This is a genomic window from Paenibacillus sp. B2(2019) (assembly GCF_008370385.1).
Lineage (GTDB): Bacteria > Bacillota > Bacilli > Paenibacillales > Paenibacillaceae > Paenibacillus_AQ.
On the sequence record NZ_VTZR01000017.1, the window covers coordinates 123824 to 140918 of the forward strand.

The window sequence follows — 17095 nt, forward strand, 5'->3', positions numbered from 1 at the left end:
ACTGCTACAATATAAATAAATAGAAATGAACAATGGGGGCTGCTTGATGCGACCGAATATTCTTATTATTGATGATGATGAAAAAATTATCTCCATGCTGCGCCGGGGGTTAGCTTTTGAAGGCTACGATGTAAAGACAGCGGTGAATGGAGCGGATGGTTTACGAGCAATCCTAAGCAGCGATCCGGATGTGGTGATTTTGGATGTTATGATGCCTCAGGTAGACGGATTTGAAGTCTGTCGTCGTTTGCGTGAAGGGGGCAGTAATGTGCCTGTTCTAATGCTTACGGCCAAGGATGAAATTGAGCATCGTGTGAAAGGGCTTGATCTAGGTGCGGATGATTATCTAGTTAAACCTTTTGCGCTGGAAGAATTACTTGCACGTGTGCGAGCATTGCTTCGGCGTAAGAGTGAGCAAAGTGGCGGCAGTGAGCAAGCGGTTACTTACGAGGATATTACCTTGGATGTGGATTCACGTGAAGTGACACGCGCCGGCAAGAGACTAGAGCTGACAGCGAAGGAATTTGAGCTGCTACATCTCTTTATGCAGAATCCGAAACGGGTGCTTTCGCGGGATCTGATCATGGATAAAATATGGGGTTATGATTACAGCGGTGAATCTAATGTACTTGAGGTATACATAGCTATGCTACGCCAAAAGACGGAGGAGCATGGCGGTAAACGCCTCATTCAAACGATCCGGGGTGCCGGTTACATTCTAAGAGGTGACAACTAACATGTCTATAAGATTGCGGCTGACTGCTTGGTATTCAGGGATTTTGGCCGTTATGCTGCTGGCCTTATCAGCCGCAATTTACGGTTTTGTCTATTTTAATACGTATGGGGACTTGAAGGATCGTCTGAAAGTGCAATCTGAGCAAACGAAACTTTTATTTAGCGTTGATCGCTACAATGGTGAGCTGAAACTTGGCGGAGTCGGTCCTGAAAACTCCAATTTATATACGCAGATTTATACTTATGGCAGCAAAAGCTTGTCACAATCGACAAATATGATTAACTTTGGCCTACGATTTGATTATCCTGCTAAAGATAAAATTGCAAAAGGATTTCGTAATGTTGTTGTGGACGGCAATCAGTTTTTGATCTACGAGATGCCTATCGAAATAGAGCATTATAATAATAATCCAGTGGCTGTATTACAAGTCGCTGCCTATGTGAATGAGCAGAATAAGCTCTTGGAGCGTTTGAAAAATATATTGCTTGTCGGTTCTTTTGCTACCTTGATCGCGGCATTTACCTTTGGTTTATTCCTGGCACGTAAAGCGATGAGTCCTATTGGAAAAGTGATTGAAGCTGCAAATGGGATTCAGACGGGGAATGACCTAAGCTCCCGTATTGAATATGATGGACCTCCAGACGAAATAGGAAGACTTATTGAGACCGTTAACAGTATGCTTGGGCGTATGGAAGGATTCTACACAGAGCTTGAGGATTCGTATGCGGCTCAGCGTCGTTTCGTATCGGATGCTTCACATGAGCTTCGGACACCACTCACAACCATTCGTGGGAATATCGATCTGCTGCAAAAAGTATGGGAGCTGGAGCCGGGCGAAGGGAAGATGAGCGAGGCTGAAATTCGCCAGCTCTCGATGGAATCGGTGAAGGATATCGCGGACGAGTCTAAGCGAATGAGCCGACTTGTAGCAGATATGCTCTCGCTCGCTCGTGCTGATACAGGGCGAACCTTCGAGATAGAGCCGGTGGCACTGGAACCAATGATGACTGAGATCGCGCGTAGGGCATCCTTCCTGCCTCGTCAAGCGGAGTGGGTTACAGGGGATATGTCCGTCTTAAATGGAAAATATGTTGTGGGTAATAAAGATTATTTACAACAAATGTTATTTATTTTTATTGATAATGCTTTTAAATACACGCCTTCTGGTGAGGTAAGTTTAGATACGATTTTCTATCAGAATCAGGTTGGTATTCGGATCACCGATACGGGGATAGGTATGGATAAAGATGAGGTTCCATATATTTTCGACCGTTTCTATCGTGCAGATGAATCACGTGGAATTACAGAAGGAATTGGGCTTGGTTTATCCATTGCTAAATGGATTATTGACGAGCATGGTGGGTCTGTGGAAGTTGTTACACGCCAAGGCGAAGGAACTACTTTTGTGATCTGGTTGCCGCTTCTCTTTGCTCCGCCGCTGGAATAGGGTATAATTTAAAGTGTGTCCTATTACAGAAGTCAACGAAAGCAGAAAGTTGGTGAAGTCATGGAAGTCATTAAAATTTCTCCACGGGGATATTGTTACGGAGTAGTCGATGCTATGGTAATGGCACGGCAGGCTGCGCAAAATCTCGATCTTCCCCGGCCGATTTATATACTGGGCATGATTGTTCATAATAGTCATGTTACGAATTCGTTTGAGGACGATGGAATTATTACCTTGGACGGTCATAACCGTCTGGATATTCTCGATAAAGTAGACAGTGGAACCGTTATATTCACTGCTCACGGAGTTTCACCTGAGGTACGCAAGATGGCTAGGGATAAAGGATTGACTACGGTCGATGCTACCTGTCCTGATGTGACAAAGACGCATGATCTCATTCAGGAGAAAGTCGATGACGGTTATGAGGTTATTTATATCGGCAAGAAAGGCCATCCGGAACCGGAAGGTGCTGTCGGCATTGCGCCAGAGCATGTGCATTTAATTGAAAAAGAAGATGAGATTGCAACTCTATCCATTCCTTCTTCACGGATTGTAATTACGAATCAGACCACTATGAGCCAGTGGGACATTAAAAATATTATGAAAAAGCTACTAGAGACCTTCCCAGGTGCTGAAGTGCATAATGAGATATGTATGGCTACGCAGGTGCGTCAAGAGGCTGTAGCGGAACAGGCGGGTCAATGCGATCTAGTGATTGTCGTTGGCGATCCACGAAGCAACAACTCTAATCGTCTGGCACAGGTGTCGGAAGAGATCGCAGGTGTTCCTGCTCATCGGATTTCTGATATCTCAGAACTAAACACCGACTGGCTGAAGGGTGTAAATATTGTGGGGGTTACCTCTGGCGCGTCTACACCTACACCAATTACCAAAGAAGTTATTAATTATTTGGAGCAGTATGATTCCGAGAATCCCGAGACATGGGAGATCAAACGTACAGTGAATATGGCGAAATTACTTCCTCCGGTTAAGAATAAGAGCGCAAGTACTACTTAAGCGCTGTAAGCGAACTTATATATTTGTTTTAGGACAAAAGCGCGTAACCTCGTCTATCGAGGTTACGCGCTTTTCTATTTAGAAAAAGCGGTTTCATCTTATAAATCAGGAAATAGGATTGACGGTAAAGGATTTTTAGAGTAAAATCGCTTTATCGGTTAAAAGCATAAAAGCATAAAAGCTTAAAAGCTAACACGCGTCGTAGTGCGAGTGTGTTGAGCGAAATTATTATAAATTTTAAGTGTAGAGAGGAAGTTATTAAAATGATCGTCATTACATCCAATCAAACGCCAGAAGAGCAGGTTAAAGATATTATTGCAGTTATCGAAAAAGAGGGCCTCCAAGTACATCTCTCTAAAGGTGCAGATCACACTGTTATCGGTTTAGTAGGAAGTGTCACTCCAAAGCTTGCAGAGCATTTGCGGCAAATGAAGGGTGTGGAGAACGTCGTAAAGATCTCCAAGTCTTATAAGCTAGCTAGCCGTGATTTCCATCCAGAGGATACCATTATCGATATCAAGGGTGTGAAGATTGGTGGAGAGAATCTGGTGATTATGGGCGGACCATGCGCCGTTGAGTCTCCAGAGCAGATTGATGAGATTGCCCGTCTGGTTAAAGCTTCAGGTGCTCAGGTACTGCGTGGAGGCGCGTTTAAGCCCCGTACAGGTCCATACAGCTTCCAAGGCGTAGGTGTAGAAGGTTTGACTATGATGGCTGAAGCAGGAAAGCGTCATGGCCTATTAACCATTACAGAGGTTATGACACCAGAGTATGTGGATATTTGTGCAGAGCATGCTGACATCCTCCAGGTCGGTACACGGAACATGCAGAACTTTGATTTATTGCGCAAGCTGGGTACTTGTGGAAGACCTGTCCTTCTGAAACGCGGCTTCAGTGCAACCTATGATGAATTGCTCAATGCAGCGGAGTACATTTTGGCAGGCGGAAATAAGGATGTAATGCTCTGTGAGCGTGGTATTCGTACATTTGAGACTTACACACGCAATACGCTGGATCTATCGGCTATTCCGGTTCTACAAAGCTTAAGCCACCTTCCGGTAATCTCTGACCCAAGTCACGGCACTGGACGTCGTGAGTTAGTTGAACCTATGGCTAAAGCTTCGGTTGCAGCTGGTGCAAATGGTCTAATCATCGAAATGCACACAGATCCGGACAATTCTATGACAGGTGACGGTGTTCAATCGTTATTCCCTGAGCAGTTCGATAATCTGCTTAAGGATCTAGAAAAGCTTGCTCCGATTGTTGGACGTAAGTTTTCAACTTCGCCAGAAACCGTTTCGGCGCTATAATTTTTAAGAATATAACAACCTTGGAAGTCCTCTAAACCCGCGGTACATCGGGATAGTAGGGCTTCTTTGCTATTGGATAAGTTAGAAATGTTATGAATATTAGCGAAAATAATGGATTTCACGAAAGCGTTAGAATATCTTACATTGCTGAAAGAAATACCTGACATAAGCATTGACGATGTTAGGTATGAGATTTATAATGACGACAGCAAATAAAAATGAAACAAGAACATTTGCATACTGTGAGGGGCTTAATGTTCGGAACTTGGGGGAGGAAAAATTCATGTCGGTTGAAAAAGTGTTGCAAACAATTAAAGAAAACAATATCGAGTGGGTAGATTTTCGATTCGTAGATTTAGGTGGCCGTGCTCACCACATTTCTCTGCCTGCTTCTGAAGTGGAAGATGAAACTTTTGTAAATGGGGTAGCATTCGACGGTTCTTCCATCAAAGGATTCCGTGGTATTGAAGAATCAGACATGGTTATGATGCCTGATCCGAACAGTGTGTTCATTGATCCGTTTACAGCTCATCCAACGCTGAACGTTATGTGCGACATTTTCACTCCTGATGGTGAACGCTATGAGCGCGATCCTCGCGGTATTGCTGTGAAAGCAGAAGAATTCCTTCAGAAGAGCGGAGTTGGAACATCAGCATTCTTCGCACCTGAGTCTGAATTCTTTATCTTTGATGATGTTCGTTACGAGAGCGGTATGAACAGCTCCTCATTCTTCGTAGACTCTGAAGAAGCGGCTTGGAATACGGGTCGTAAAGAAGAGGGCGGCAATCTTGCATTTAAAGTTGGCGTTAAAGGTGGATATGTACCTGTAGCACCTGTGGATTCCCAACAGGATATCCGTAGTGAAATGTGTCGTCTGCTTGCTGAAGTGGGACTGCGCATTGAGCGTCATCACCACGAAGTAGCAACTGCAGGCCAAGCGGAAATTAACTTCCGTTTTGATACCTTGAAGAAAACTGCTGATAATCTCATGACTTATAAATATATTGTACAAAACACTGCACGTCAGTACGGCAAAGTAGCAACCTTCATGCCAAAACCACTGTTTGGCGATAATGGCAGCGGAATGCACGTACACCAATCGATCTTTGACGGAGACACTCCTTTGTTTTACGAAAAAGGCGCTTATGCTAACTTGAGCGAAATGGCGCTTCACTACATCGGCGGTATTTTGTACCATGCACCAGCCTTGATCGCTTTGACTAACCCAAGCACCAACTCCTTTAAACGTTTGGTTCCTGGTTACGAAGCACCGGTTAACTTGGTATACTCCAAAGGAAATCGTTCTGCAGCAGTTCGTATTCCAGTAGCGGCTGTGACACCGAAGGGCTGTCGTATCGAGTTCCGTACACCGGACTCCACCGCTAACCCTTACCTGGCATTCTCCGCAATGCTGATGGCAGGTCTGGACGGAATTAAGAACAAGATCAACCCACAAGAACTGGGTTACGGTCCTCTGGATAAGAACATCTACGAATTGTCCGATGCAGACAAAGAAAAGATCCGCAGCGTTCCAGGTAGCCTGAGCGAAGCGCTTGATTCTTTGGAAGCTGATTACGAGTTCCTTACAGAAGGCGACGTATTTACTAAGGACTTCATTGATAACTATATTGCTCTGAAACGTTCCGAGGCTCAAGAGGTTGCGATTCGTGTTCATCCACATGAATATTCTTTGTACTTCGACCTGTAAGATTACTCAAATCATATAAAGCTTTAACAAATAAAGGTGTTCCTAAGTCATGGAAATGATTTAGGAACACCCTTTTGTATTGATCCTAACAAAAATGAGGATATCTTTGGCCATTGATATGGCTAAGGATATCCTCATTTTTGCTTTTATGGTTTAATATTCTGCCCTGTAGTTCCGCTTTAATTAAGTAGAGGTATCACTAGGGATCTATACTATACCCCGCTCAGGAGCTCCACAGGATTCTCTTATGATGAGCTCTGGCTCGACGCTGAAAGAGCTCGTGCCTGATTGATTGTTTATTAGATCATACAGCATTAACGCGGCTAGACGACCGATCTTATCTTTATTTTGCTTAATCGTAGTCAAGAGTGGTGTTGTGTAATTGCAGGCTTCGATATCGTCACAGCCAATAATCGCGACGGTTCCAGGAACAGCAATAGCAGATTCCTTTAGGGCACGCATAGCTCCAATAGCTAGCTGATCAGAAGCCGCGAAGATCGCTCTGGGCAAGTTTCCATTCGAAATCATTCTACGCATGGTCTCATAACCGCTGGCTTCAAAGAAGTTGCTGCCGTTTAAGAACCAGTTTTCGTTGATCGGTAGTCCTAAATCTTCAAGTGCTTTGCGGAAACCACTTTCACGAATATTGGAGATTTCTGACTCAGAAGAGCTGCCGATATAACCAAGTTCTCGATAGCCTAATAAGTAAAAGTGTTCGACTACCTTGGTAGACAATTTAAAATTATCAGACATGATATAACCCGAATTGTCGCCTGACAGCTTTAAATCTACGCCGATGCATGGGATAGAACTATTATCCAATTCGCTGATGGAGGTTTCTAGCTCTTGTCCGGTAATAAGTAGGCAGCCATCTACATTAAAGTGCAGACAACGGGCAAGATAATCATTAGTATCGCCACTTTGAAATTTTTCGTTAGAGAAAAAGATCAGGTCATAACCTAACAGTCCCATTTGTTTTTTGAAGGAATTTAGAACTTCGATGAAAAAAGGGTGGGTAAAGTCAACGTTCAGCATTCCTGCAAATATAACACCAATTAGATTCGATGATTTTGTAGCTAATGTTTTTGCTGAATTGGAGGGAGTGTATCCAGTTTCCTTTATGATTTGTTGAACCCTAGTCTTGGTGTCTTCCGAAATATCGCTGTAGTTATTTATGATTTTAGATACTGTCGAAACAGAAACTCCAGCTATTTTCGCTATGTCTTTAATGTTATAGGCCAACTTTAGTCCTCCTTATAATGCGAAATACTCGGTAATCTATGATAAAAGTATAGTTGAGTTAAACTTTTTATGGATTTCAAATATGAATTACGAAACGTTTTCGTAAATGATTTTATAATTATATAGGTAGATAGTCAATGGGATCTTTGGCGTTCAAACAGATATATCCTTCATTTTAAAGGGTTTTGGAGGATTCTAGTTCAAGAATAGTTCAAAGATAGAGAATAAAAAAAGACTTTACAAAGATAAATAACGATGTAATAATAAAAACAACGAAACCGCTTTCTGTATTATAATCGCTAAAGTTTCGTAATTTCAGGAATTAAGATGGTGTTTCGTTAAGAGATCATACAAATCATCTGGGGGGTAACAAAAATGGTAAAGAAGCTTTCTGCGGTATTGTTGAGCTCAGCGCTAGTGCTCTCATTAGCAGCATGTGGAAGCGGCAACAACACAAATGGTGAGGCTACTTCGGGCAACGGAACAAGCAAGCCCGCAAATGGTGAGAAAAAGGTTATTAAAATCTTGCACTGGAAACAAGAAAACATTAACAAGGTCATTACAGACATTAATAAGAAGTTTGAAGAGAAATATCCAGAATACAAGATTGAGTACACGACGACAGGTCCGGACGATGAATTTAAACAAGCACAAAGAGCAAGAATTACAGCTGGTGACGTAGACGTCCTTGCCGATTTGTCCGGTATGAGATTGTCTCCTAAAGATTGGACACCAGGTGCGAAAGTGCCAGACTGGCAACAATGGATTGATTCCGGTTTGATTGCTGATCTGAGCAACGAAGCTTTCGTTAAAAACTACAATGCGAATGATATTGCCAAAGCGGGTACTTACAACGATAAAGTGTATGCGATCCCAACCGGTAAAGTAGCAATGTCAGGTTTCTTCTATAATAAAGAAATTTTTGAACAAAACGGTTTGACTGTTCCAACAACATGGACAGAGTTCATCAGTGTTCTAGATACTTTGAAATCCAAGAGCATTGTACCAATCGTAGTGGCTGGTAAAGACGTATGGCCTTTGAAACTGCCAGTGTTCGGTTTGCAAGCTAAGATTCTAGGTGGCGGCGACCAACAAAAATGGATTGAAGGCGTTTGGAAAGGCACTTCGGCGTTCAACGATGCTGAGGCTGTAGAAGTATTGGATAAAATGAAGACCCTTCAAGATAACTACATCATCGATGGTTTCTTGGGTATTGACTATGCAACAGCACCTTCGTACTTTGCAACAGGTAAAGCAGCTATGATTGCTGACGGAACTTGGGATGCACCTACAATCGCTGCGGCAAATCCTGATGTGAAATTCGGATACTTCCCAATCCCAGCTACTGAAGATGCTGCTAAGAACGCTTCTCTTGTCGGCAAATACGATGTAACTTGGTATGCAGCAGAAAAAGGTCCGAACAAAGAAGGCGCTTTGAAATGGTTGGAATTCTTCTCTGAACCAGAAAATTACACGGAATATGTTAAGGCTGCCGGATTCGTACCAACACAAGATAACATCGCAACTGGCAGTGACTTCATTGACAACGAACTTGCCCAATACATGGCAGAAGACTTTGAACTTGCTTATGAAATCATAATGATTAACCGCGACAATGTAGGCGAGCACATTGCTGCTGAAGGCGTTCACACTGAATACCTGGCACCAGGCGGCGAATTCAAAACCGCTAAAGAACTTGCGGATGTACAACAAAAAGAATGGGAAGCAGCAGCTCCTAAATAAGCTGTTATCCTAATAAACAGACATCTACAACATACTGTGCACCATCATGTACTACAACATCGGGGTCTGTTCGTACAGACCCCGATCATTTTATTGAATTAGGATTGGGTAGGTGAGAGAAATGTATCCGTTCGGAAAAGGTATAAAAAGATATTTACCGCTTCTGCTGCTTATGATTCCATTATCGTTGTACGTTATTTTTTATTTTGGACCCTCTATGATGACGGTCATTTATTCATTTACAGATATTACTAACGTTCCAGGAAGCAAATTGAATTTCGTAGGCCTTGACAATTATTACAGTGTTTTTAACTCCGGAAATTCAGGCGAACGATGGGATTCCATTATACGAACAGTTTATTTCATGGTCATTGTTACAATCGTACAAAACGGTGTCGGTCTCCTTATGGCCGTAGTGATTAATCAGAAGCTGAAAGGCGATTATTTTTATCGCGCAGTTTTCTTTTTGCCGGTTGTGCTCGGTGTATCGGTAGTTGCACTGGTATGGGGCTTGATGTTCGATCCGCTAAGTGGTCCCGTAAATCAACTGTATGATTCATTGTTCGGTTATAAAGATATGTTCTTTGGAAGCTTCACCCATGCGTTTGGTTATATTATATTCACGCAAATTTGGATGTACATGGGTTACTCCATGCTGATTTTCCTTGCAGGTCTTCAATCCGTTCCGAAAGATCTGTATGAAGCTGGATATATTGATGGAACCACGAAGTGGCAATCTTTTAAGAACATTACGTTCCCACTTATTGCTCCATCGTTCACCATTAATATTATTTTGTCCATTATCGGTGCGATGTCGACCTTTGATATTATTCTCGCAACTACGGACGGTCGCTTTAACACAAGAACGATGGCTTATGACGTGTATAAAGAGACGTTCCGTGGTTCTCTACAGATGGGACTTCCATCCGCGCTTTCTGTGGTGCAGTTCCTTATGATTCTGGTCTTCGTTGTATTTGCAGTTAAACAAATGCGTAAGAGAGAGGTGGAGTATTAATGAAAGATTCCAAAACCGCCAAAACTCTCTCCTATATTCTGATTGCAGTATTGCTTGTTTTGTATATCATGCCACTATTGTTTGTAATAAACATTTCATTCAAGTCTTTTTCGGACTATTTGCTAGACCCGATCGGACTTGTGAAAAGTATTCAATGGGATAATTACAAGGAAGCTTGGTTAAAAGGTAATTTCTCTAATTATTTCATTAACAGTTTGCTGTACACAGTTGTAGCAACAGTGCTAACACTAATCGTGTCGTTATTCGGAGCTTTCCCGGTGGCGAGAAATTATGTGAAGTGGAGCGGGTTTATTTATTTGTTCTTCTTGATGTCACAGTTCTTGCCTAACCCTATGGTTGCACAGTTCAAATTGATGCTTACCTTGAAACAAGAGCTTGGATTTGTGGGCTATGATACGAAGCTGGGTTATATTCTCCTAAAAACAGGAGGAACAGGGATCGTCTTCATGATGTTCGTAGGTTATATTAAAGGGATCAGCCGTGAGATGGATGAAGCTGCAGGTATGGATGGTGCTGGGTATATGCGGTATTTATTCCAGATCATTATGCCACTGATGAAACCTGTTATCGCAACAGGTGTTATCCTGACGGCGATTACCATTTGGAATGACTTTGTAGGTCCAATCATGTATTTGCCAAGTCCGGAACATTATCCAATTACCTTCGGGCTTAAAGAATTCCGCGGTCAATACGGAAACAACTGGCCTATGTTGGCGTGCGGTATCATGATCGTATCCGCACCACTTATCGTCCTGTACACCTTCATTCAAAAGTATATTGTTGACGGAGCATTGGCAGGTGCGGTTAAAGCTTAAGTAGATGTGTAAATGAGAGGATGGGGACAATGGACCGCAAAAAAATTCAAGGCTTTGAATTCACCGGAAAGGACGGGGAGTTCAAGCTTCAGCAACCGGATCATAGTAGTTTCTTATACTTCCCTCTAGTAAATGAGGGGGGGATGATGTCGACTGTAACCCCGAAGCTTCATGGTCAGGCGACGACAGGTCATAATACATTTTTAACACCGCCATTATCTGTTGAAGATTTGCATAATTCACGCGCCTCACGTAATTTCTGGGTTTACGTCGAAGGCAAGGGTGCTTGGTCTGCAGCTGGAAACTCTGCTAAGCAAAATGCAACGTTCTACACCCCATCTGCTGATGATGCAGTACTTGAGGCTGGATTCCTATGGCATCGTGTGACTCGCAGCAACTCTGAGATGGGTGTCAAAGCTGAGATTACCAGCTTCGTACCTAGCGGTAATGATAAGGTAGAACTTATGAAAGTTACGTTGACGAATACGGGAACAGAGGAGCTTACTCTTACACCAACGGCTGTAGTCCCCTTGTATGCCCGTTCCGCAGATGATCTGCGCGATCACAGACATGTAACTTCCCTGCTGAACCGGATTTACACTTCAGCTTATGGTGTTGAGGTTCAACCTGCACTATCTTTCGATGAGCGTGGTCATCGCATCAATCACACTTCTTACGGTGTATTTGGCGCAGAAGGTGATGGTAGTCAGCCTGATGGTTTCTTCCCGATTCAAGAAGAATTTATCGGTGAAGGTGGAAGTCTTGACTGGCCAGAAGCTGTTATTCTGAATGCTACGCCAGAGATTGGTAAAGGTGGCGGCGTGGATAGAGAGGGTTATGAAGCCGTTGGTGGTCTTCGTTTTGCTTCAATTACCTTGTCTTCTGGTGCAAGCCATTCTTATGTCGTAGTTATGGCAATTGAAAGTGATAGAATTAACGTTGAAGCGTTGATGAGTAAATATGGTACATCTGAAGCTTTTGATCATCTGCTAGAGGAAACTAAAACGTTCTGGGCAGACAAAGTGAATATGGTTGAATTTCATACCGGCGACTCGGATGCAGATCAATGGATGAAATGGGTAACCATCCAACCAGTCCTTAGAAGACTGTATGGTAACTCCTTCTTACCGTATCATGATTATGGAAGAGGCGGACGTGGCTGGCGAGATCTTTGGCAAGACTGTCTGGCACTGCTCATTATGGAGCCTGCCGAAGTTCGTAGCCTACTCTTCAACAATTACGCTGGTGTGAGAATTGATGGCAGTAACGCAACCATTATCGGTCAACAGCCAGGTGAATTTATCGCTGACCGTAACAATATCCCTCGTGTATGGATGGATCATGGGGCATGGCCATTTTTAACAACGATGCTCTATCTGGATCAGAGTGGTGATCTTGATTTCTTGTTGCAAGAACAGACTTATTTCCGGGATACGTTTATGAGTCGTTGTAAGGAACGTGATTCTTCATGGAATACCTCTGTAGGCAGTGATCTTAGAACAGTTTCTGGGGAAATCTACAAAGGTACAATTCTGGAACATATTTTGCTGCAAAATCTAGTTCCGTTCTTTAATGTAGGAGAACATAATAATATCCTGCTCGAAGGCGCGGACTGGAATGATGGCCTCGATATGGGGGCGGATAGCGGAGAGAGTGTAGCATTTACATCTTTCTATGCTAGCAATCTATTGGATATTTCCCGGGTGCTGCGTAACCTTAAGACTTCTAAAGGTCAGGAAACTGTTGAATTAGCCGAAGAAATGCAGCTACTGCTGGATACCCTTAACGAGTCTGTGGATTATGGTTCTGTATCAGGTAAGCATGAGAGATTGGATCGATATTATGCTGCCGCACCAAATAAGGTGAGTGGAGTTCGTGTATCTCTCGATATTGATAAAGTAGCTGACGATCTGGAGCAAAAAGCGGAATGGTTATTTAACCATTTGCGTAGCAACGAGTGGGTACAGAGCGAGAATGGCGATGGCTGGTTTAATGGTTATTATAATAACGATGGTGAACAGGTAGAGGGTGAATTTTCTGAAGGCGTTCGTATGACGCTTACGGGTCAAGTGTTCCCGCTTATGGGTCATGCAGCGGCTCCGGAGCAAATTTCACACATTATAGCAGCTGTAGATCGTAATCTGTTTGATGACAAGATAGGTTACAGGCTTAATTCCCGTTTCGGTGGAATTCAACAAAATCTGGGTCGTGCTTTTGGTTTTGCTTTTGGCCATAAAGAAAATGGGGCCATGTTCAGTCACATGACCATCATGTATGGAAATGCATTGTACAAACGTGGTTATGTAAAAGAAGGTCATAAGGTCCTTGAATCTCTTTACAGCTTGAGTACGGATTTCGAAAAAGCCCGTATCTACCCAGGTATTCCTGAATATATTAACGAGCAAGGCAGAGGGATGTACACGTATCTAACAGGCTCCGCAAGCTGGCTCTTGCTAACCATGGTCACTGAAGTATTTGGTGTGAAGGGCAAGCTGGGCGATCTATTGCTAGAACCTAAATTAGTAAAAGAACAATTTGATTCCGAGGGTAAAGCATCAATTAAGACGATCTTTGCAGATCGTGAGTTTGAAGTGGTCTATAAAGCCACTGGAAGCTTTAACTACGGAGAGTACCAAATACACTCCGTTACGTTGAACGGCAGCGAGGTCACGCTGCAGCGCGGCTCAGGAAGTGCGATTATTCCACGTGAGGAGCTACTTGCTCTGCAGACAGAGAAGCTTCACGTGATTGAAGTGACTCTGGCGTAATCTTAACTAGATTTTTTATAAACGTCTGCACCGTTATGAATAGCGGCTGCAGACGTTTTTTTGAAAATTATAAAAACTAAGGTTCTTCATAAATGATATAATGGGGCTAATTTACTTATTTGTTGAATGATTGAAAGGGGTTTGTGAAGGATGGGTTACAGGCTGTCAAATGGCGTATTATCTGTGGATATCGCTGATATTGGAGAAGATTATAAAGGGACTCGTTTTGACTGGACGGGGTTTATCACACAAGTTACGTTAGAAAAGGGTAACCATACGTTTTGTGTGCCAGAGAGCTTGAAGGAAGGCGAAGGTACTGGCGGAAGTGGACTATGCAACGAGTTTGGCATTTCCCGGGCAATTGGGTATGATGAAGCGCCGATCGGAGGCTGGTTTCCAAAGCCCGGAATCGGATTGTTACAAAAGCTGGATTCGCAGAGCTATAGCTTTCATAATAAATATCCACTAACCCCCTTTGCTGTTGATATGGAGGTTAGCGATGATTCGATTACATATACTGTCCAGCCGATGGAAAGTAATGGATACGCGATGCTTTTGACCAAAACGATCTCTATTAAGGACGACCAATTGAAAATTGCATATGAATTGCATAACAAAGGGGATAAGCCAATCCAAACCGAGGAGTACATCCACAATTTCGTAGGAATTGATGGTTTGAATATAGGTTCGGATTTTGAGTTGCGCCTCTCGAATGGGCTCAAAGTAGAAGAGCCAGAATCTCAATACACGAATAATTTGCTAGAGGTATCTGGTAATACCCTTACTTGGTCAGAAGAACCAGACCGGTCATTTTACTGCAAGCTGAGTGGCTGGGGAGGTCCAGAGGCTGAGTTCAATTGGGAGTTGGTTCATAAGCCTAGTGGAACAGGAGTACGCGAGAGCGGAGATTTCCCAGTAGCACGAATGGCGCTATGGGGAGAACGCCATGTGGTCTCACCTGAAGTTTTTGTGAACATTAGTCTTTTACCGCATGAAAGCAAGTCCTGGAGCCGAACTTATCATTTTTTCACATCATGATAAGCAGTAATCAAAGCTTTTATGTGAATAATTATACTTGCTGGTGTGTGAGATTATTGCTATCATAAGCGATATCCATATTGATAGGAGAGAAAGGGTGGGGAGTAGTTTTGAATAAGAGAGCATACAATTTTAATGCCGGACCGGCAGCATTGCCGCTTACGGTACTGGAACGCGCACAAGCGGAGTTTGTTGATTTCCGAGAAAGTGGAATGTCTATCATGGAGATGTCGCACCGTGGAGCAATCTACGAATCCGTGCATAATGAAGCGCAGGAACGTCTGCTTTCGCTCCTCGGCAATCCGAAGGGCTATAAGGTATTGTTCGTACAAGGTGGAGCAAGCACACAGTTTGCTATGATCCCTATGAACCTGATTTCCGAAGGCCAAGTAGGTAGCTATGTGATGACAGGTAGCTGGGCAGATAAGGCTTATAAAGAAGCTAAATTGGTAGGGGGCGCTCATGTTGCTGCTTCTTCCGAAGACAAGAAATTCTTAGCTATACCTGAATTGAATTCGATTAAAGCTGCGGAAAATGCTGCCTACCTTCACGTTACTTCCAATGAGACCATTGAAGGAACGCAATATGCAGAATATCCGGATGCTGGCTCGATTCCGCTCATCGCAGATATGTCCAGTGATATCCTTTGCCGGCCAATCGATGTCAACCAATTCGGAATGATCTATGCTGGAGCACAAAAGAACCTTGGTCCTTCCGGTGTGACTGTAGTTATTGCTAAAGAGGAATTACTCGCAGAATCACCTTCTAACATTCCAACTATCATGCGTTACAGCACTCATTACAAAAATAACTCTCTTTACAATACACCTCCATCTTTCTCTGTATATATGGTTAACGAAGTATTAAAATGGATTGAGGAGCAAGGTGGTCTTGCTGGTATCCATTCCAAGAACCTTGAAAAAGCGGGTCTATTATATGATCACATCGATGGAAGTGACGGCTTCTACAGTGGTGTTGCTGAGAAGAGCAGTCGCTCCATTATGAACGTTACCTTCCGGATGCAATCGGAAGAACTCGAAAAACGGTTTGTTAAAGCTGCTGAACTGGAAGGTTTTGTCGGCTTAAAGGGACATCGTAGTGTGGGTGGCTTGCGCGCTTCCATTTACAATGCAGTTCCTTACGAAAGTGTTAAAGCACTTTCTGATTTCATGAACCATTTCCGGCAAACTCAAGGTTAATGAACTCTATCGTAAACCTTCCGCCTATGGGTGGAAGGTTTTCAGTTTGTTTGGAGAAGCTATGGTTATGCACTAGAGTAAAACATCTGGCTATTAAGCCTTTAGAGAGGAAGGAACCATATAATGGCACTCCATATCGTATTAGTTGAGCCGGAAATACCGGCCAATACTGGAAACATTGCGCGTACCTGCGCAGCAACAGGCACTCATCTTCACCTGGTTCGCCCGCTCGGATTCCGTACAGACGATGCTACATTGAAAAGAGCAGGATTGGATTACTGGCACGCTGTTAACATTGAATACCACGACTCTTTTGCTGAGGTACTTGAGAAGTACAGTGAGGGACGTTTCTTTTACGCAACGACAAAAGCGGAGAAGAGATATAGCGATTTTGATTTTCAAGATGGAGACTTCTTTGTCTTTGGTAAAGAAACGAAGGGGCTTTCTGCTGAAATTCTGGAAGCGGGTAAAGAAACAAAAATGCGCATGCCAATGAGTGATGCCGTGAGATCTCTGAATTTATCGAATTCTGCGGCTATTATTGTATATGAAGCCCTTCGACAGCTGGATTTTCCTAATCTTGTTTAGAAAAAAGACATCTTTTTTGTTTTTTTCAGCAGGATTCGACATTTTAATAACGAAATATAATGAATGAGCCGAAATATATAGTAGCTACAAATTATTAGTTGAACAGGAGAGGTGTACGTTAGATATGAAACCTGCTGGTGTAGTTCGCAAAGTGGATCAGCTGGGTAGAATTGTTCTGCCTAAGTCCCTGCGTAAAAGGTATCAGATGAATGAAGGCGACCCGGTTGAAATTTTGGTACAGGGTGACCATATCATCTTGGAGCGTTACCGTCCAAAATGTGTTTTCTGCGGATCAATGGAAGGTGTGAGTGAATATAAAGATCGTTATATTTGCGCTGCATGCCTCTCAGAAATGACGCAATTGCCAAGACACGCCTAGGAAGTACATATTTACACATTTAGAATTCTGACAGCCAATAGTTTTCTAAATAAAGAAACTGTCCCATTC

At 43.0% G+C, this 17095-nt stretch carries 14 protein-coding genes; 13 read left to right on the top strand and 1 reads right to left on the bottom strand.

From position 1 onward, the window contains the following. Positions 1-46 precede the first annotated feature (46 nt). The 5 genes from PAENI_RS14935 to glnA all read left to right on the top strand — a co-directional run bounded on the left by PAENI_RS14935 (position 47) and on the right by glnA (position 6218). The gene (locus PAENI_RS14935; protein WP_042125657.1) at positions 47-736 is read left to right on the top strand and encodes a response regulator transcription factor; all 690 of its coding nucleotides are present in this window, start codon (positions 47-49) and stop codon (positions 734-736) included. Between the two features lies 1 nt (position 737). Then, positions 738-2183, top strand: coding sequence for a sensor histidine kinase (locus PAENI_RS14940; RefSeq protein WP_149645837.1), 1446 nt, complete (start codon positions 738-740; stop codon positions 2181-2183). A 60-nt stretch (positions 2184-2243) separates the two neighbouring features. Then, positions 2244-3200, top strand: a complete 957-nt coding sequence (locus PAENI_RS14945; RefSeq protein ID WP_149645838.1) for a 4-hydroxy-3-methylbut-2-enyl diphosphate reductase — start codon at positions 2244-2246, stop codon at positions 3198-3200. A 263-nt stretch (positions 3201-3463) separates the two neighbouring features. Then, on the top strand, positions 3464-4510 hold the full coding sequence (aroF, locus tag PAENI_RS14950; protein ID WP_042186231.1) for a 3-deoxy-7-phosphoheptulonate synthase: 1047 nt from the start codon (positions 3464-3466) through the stop codon (positions 4508-4510). A 283-nt stretch (positions 4511-4793) separates the two neighbouring features. After that, positions 4794-6218 (top strand): type I glutamate--ammonia ligase, encoded by a 1425-nt coding sequence (glnA, locus tag PAENI_RS14955; protein ID WP_042186233.1) that lies wholly within the window; start codon positions 4794-4796, stop codon positions 6216-6218. Positions 6219-6425: 207 nt separating this feature from the next. On the opposite strand, the gene PAENI_RS14960 is transcribed toward glnA, so the two are convergent. Beyond that, entirely contained in the window at positions 6426-7460 is a 1035-nt protein-coding gene (locus tag PAENI_RS14960; protein ID WP_149645839.1) for a LacI family DNA-binding transcriptional regulator, read from the bottom strand. A 375-nt stretch (positions 7461-7835) separates the two neighbouring features. Here PAENI_RS14960 and PAENI_RS14965 point away from each other — a divergent pair, with 375 nt between their 5' ends. From PAENI_RS14965 to PAENI_RS15000, 8 genes are all read left to right on the top strand, one after another. Beyond that, complete coding sequence (locus tag PAENI_RS14965; protein ID WP_042186235.1) at positions 7836-9203, top strand: ABC transporter substrate-binding protein; 1368 nt, start codon at positions 7836-7838, stop codon at positions 9201-9203. A 121-nt stretch (positions 9204-9324) separates the two neighbouring features. Further along, entirely contained in the window at positions 9325-10218 is an 894-nt protein-coding gene (locus PAENI_RS14970; protein ID WP_042186236.1) for a carbohydrate ABC transporter permease, read from the top strand. Beyond that, the gene (locus PAENI_RS14975) at positions 10218-11054 is read left to right on the top strand and encodes a carbohydrate ABC transporter permease (protein ID WP_042186238.1); all 837 of its coding nucleotides are present in this window, start codon (positions 10218-10220) and stop codon (positions 11052-11054) included. Before PAENI_RS14970 ends, PAENI_RS14975 begins: the two co-directional genes overlap by 1 nt. A 29-nt stretch (positions 11055-11083) precedes the next feature. Continuing rightward, positions 11084-13822 carry a GH36-type glycosyl hydrolase domain-containing protein gene (locus PAENI_RS14980; RefSeq protein WP_149645840.1) on the top strand — a complete coding sequence of 913 codons (2739 nt, stop codon included), beginning with the start codon at positions 11084-11086 and terminating at the stop codon, positions 13820-13822. A 150-nt stretch (positions 13823-13972) separates the two neighbouring features. Then, entirely contained in the window at positions 13973-14860 is an 888-nt protein-coding gene (locus PAENI_RS14985) for a hypothetical protein (RefSeq protein WP_149645841.1), read from the top strand. 110 nt (positions 14861-14970) lie between these two features. Beyond that, positions 14971-16059 (top strand): 3-phosphoserine/phosphohydroxythreonine transaminase, encoded by a 1089-nt coding sequence (gene serC, locus PAENI_RS14990; RefSeq protein WP_149645842.1) that lies wholly within the window; start codon positions 14971-14973, stop codon positions 16057-16059. 123 nt (positions 16060-16182) lie between these two features. Continuing rightward, entirely contained in the window at positions 16183-16647 is a 465-nt protein-coding gene (trmL, locus tag PAENI_RS14995) for a tRNA (uridine(34)/cytosine(34)/5-carboxymethylaminomethyluridine(34)-2'-O)-methyltransferase TrmL (protein ID WP_042125678.1), read from the top strand. A gap of 124 nt (positions 16648-16771) precedes the next feature. Beyond that, entirely contained in the window at positions 16772-17026 is a 255-nt protein-coding gene (locus tag PAENI_RS15000) for an AbrB/MazE/SpoVT family DNA-binding domain-containing protein (protein WP_039871533.1), read from the top strand. The last annotated feature ends 69 nt before the right edge of the window (positions 17027-17095 follow it).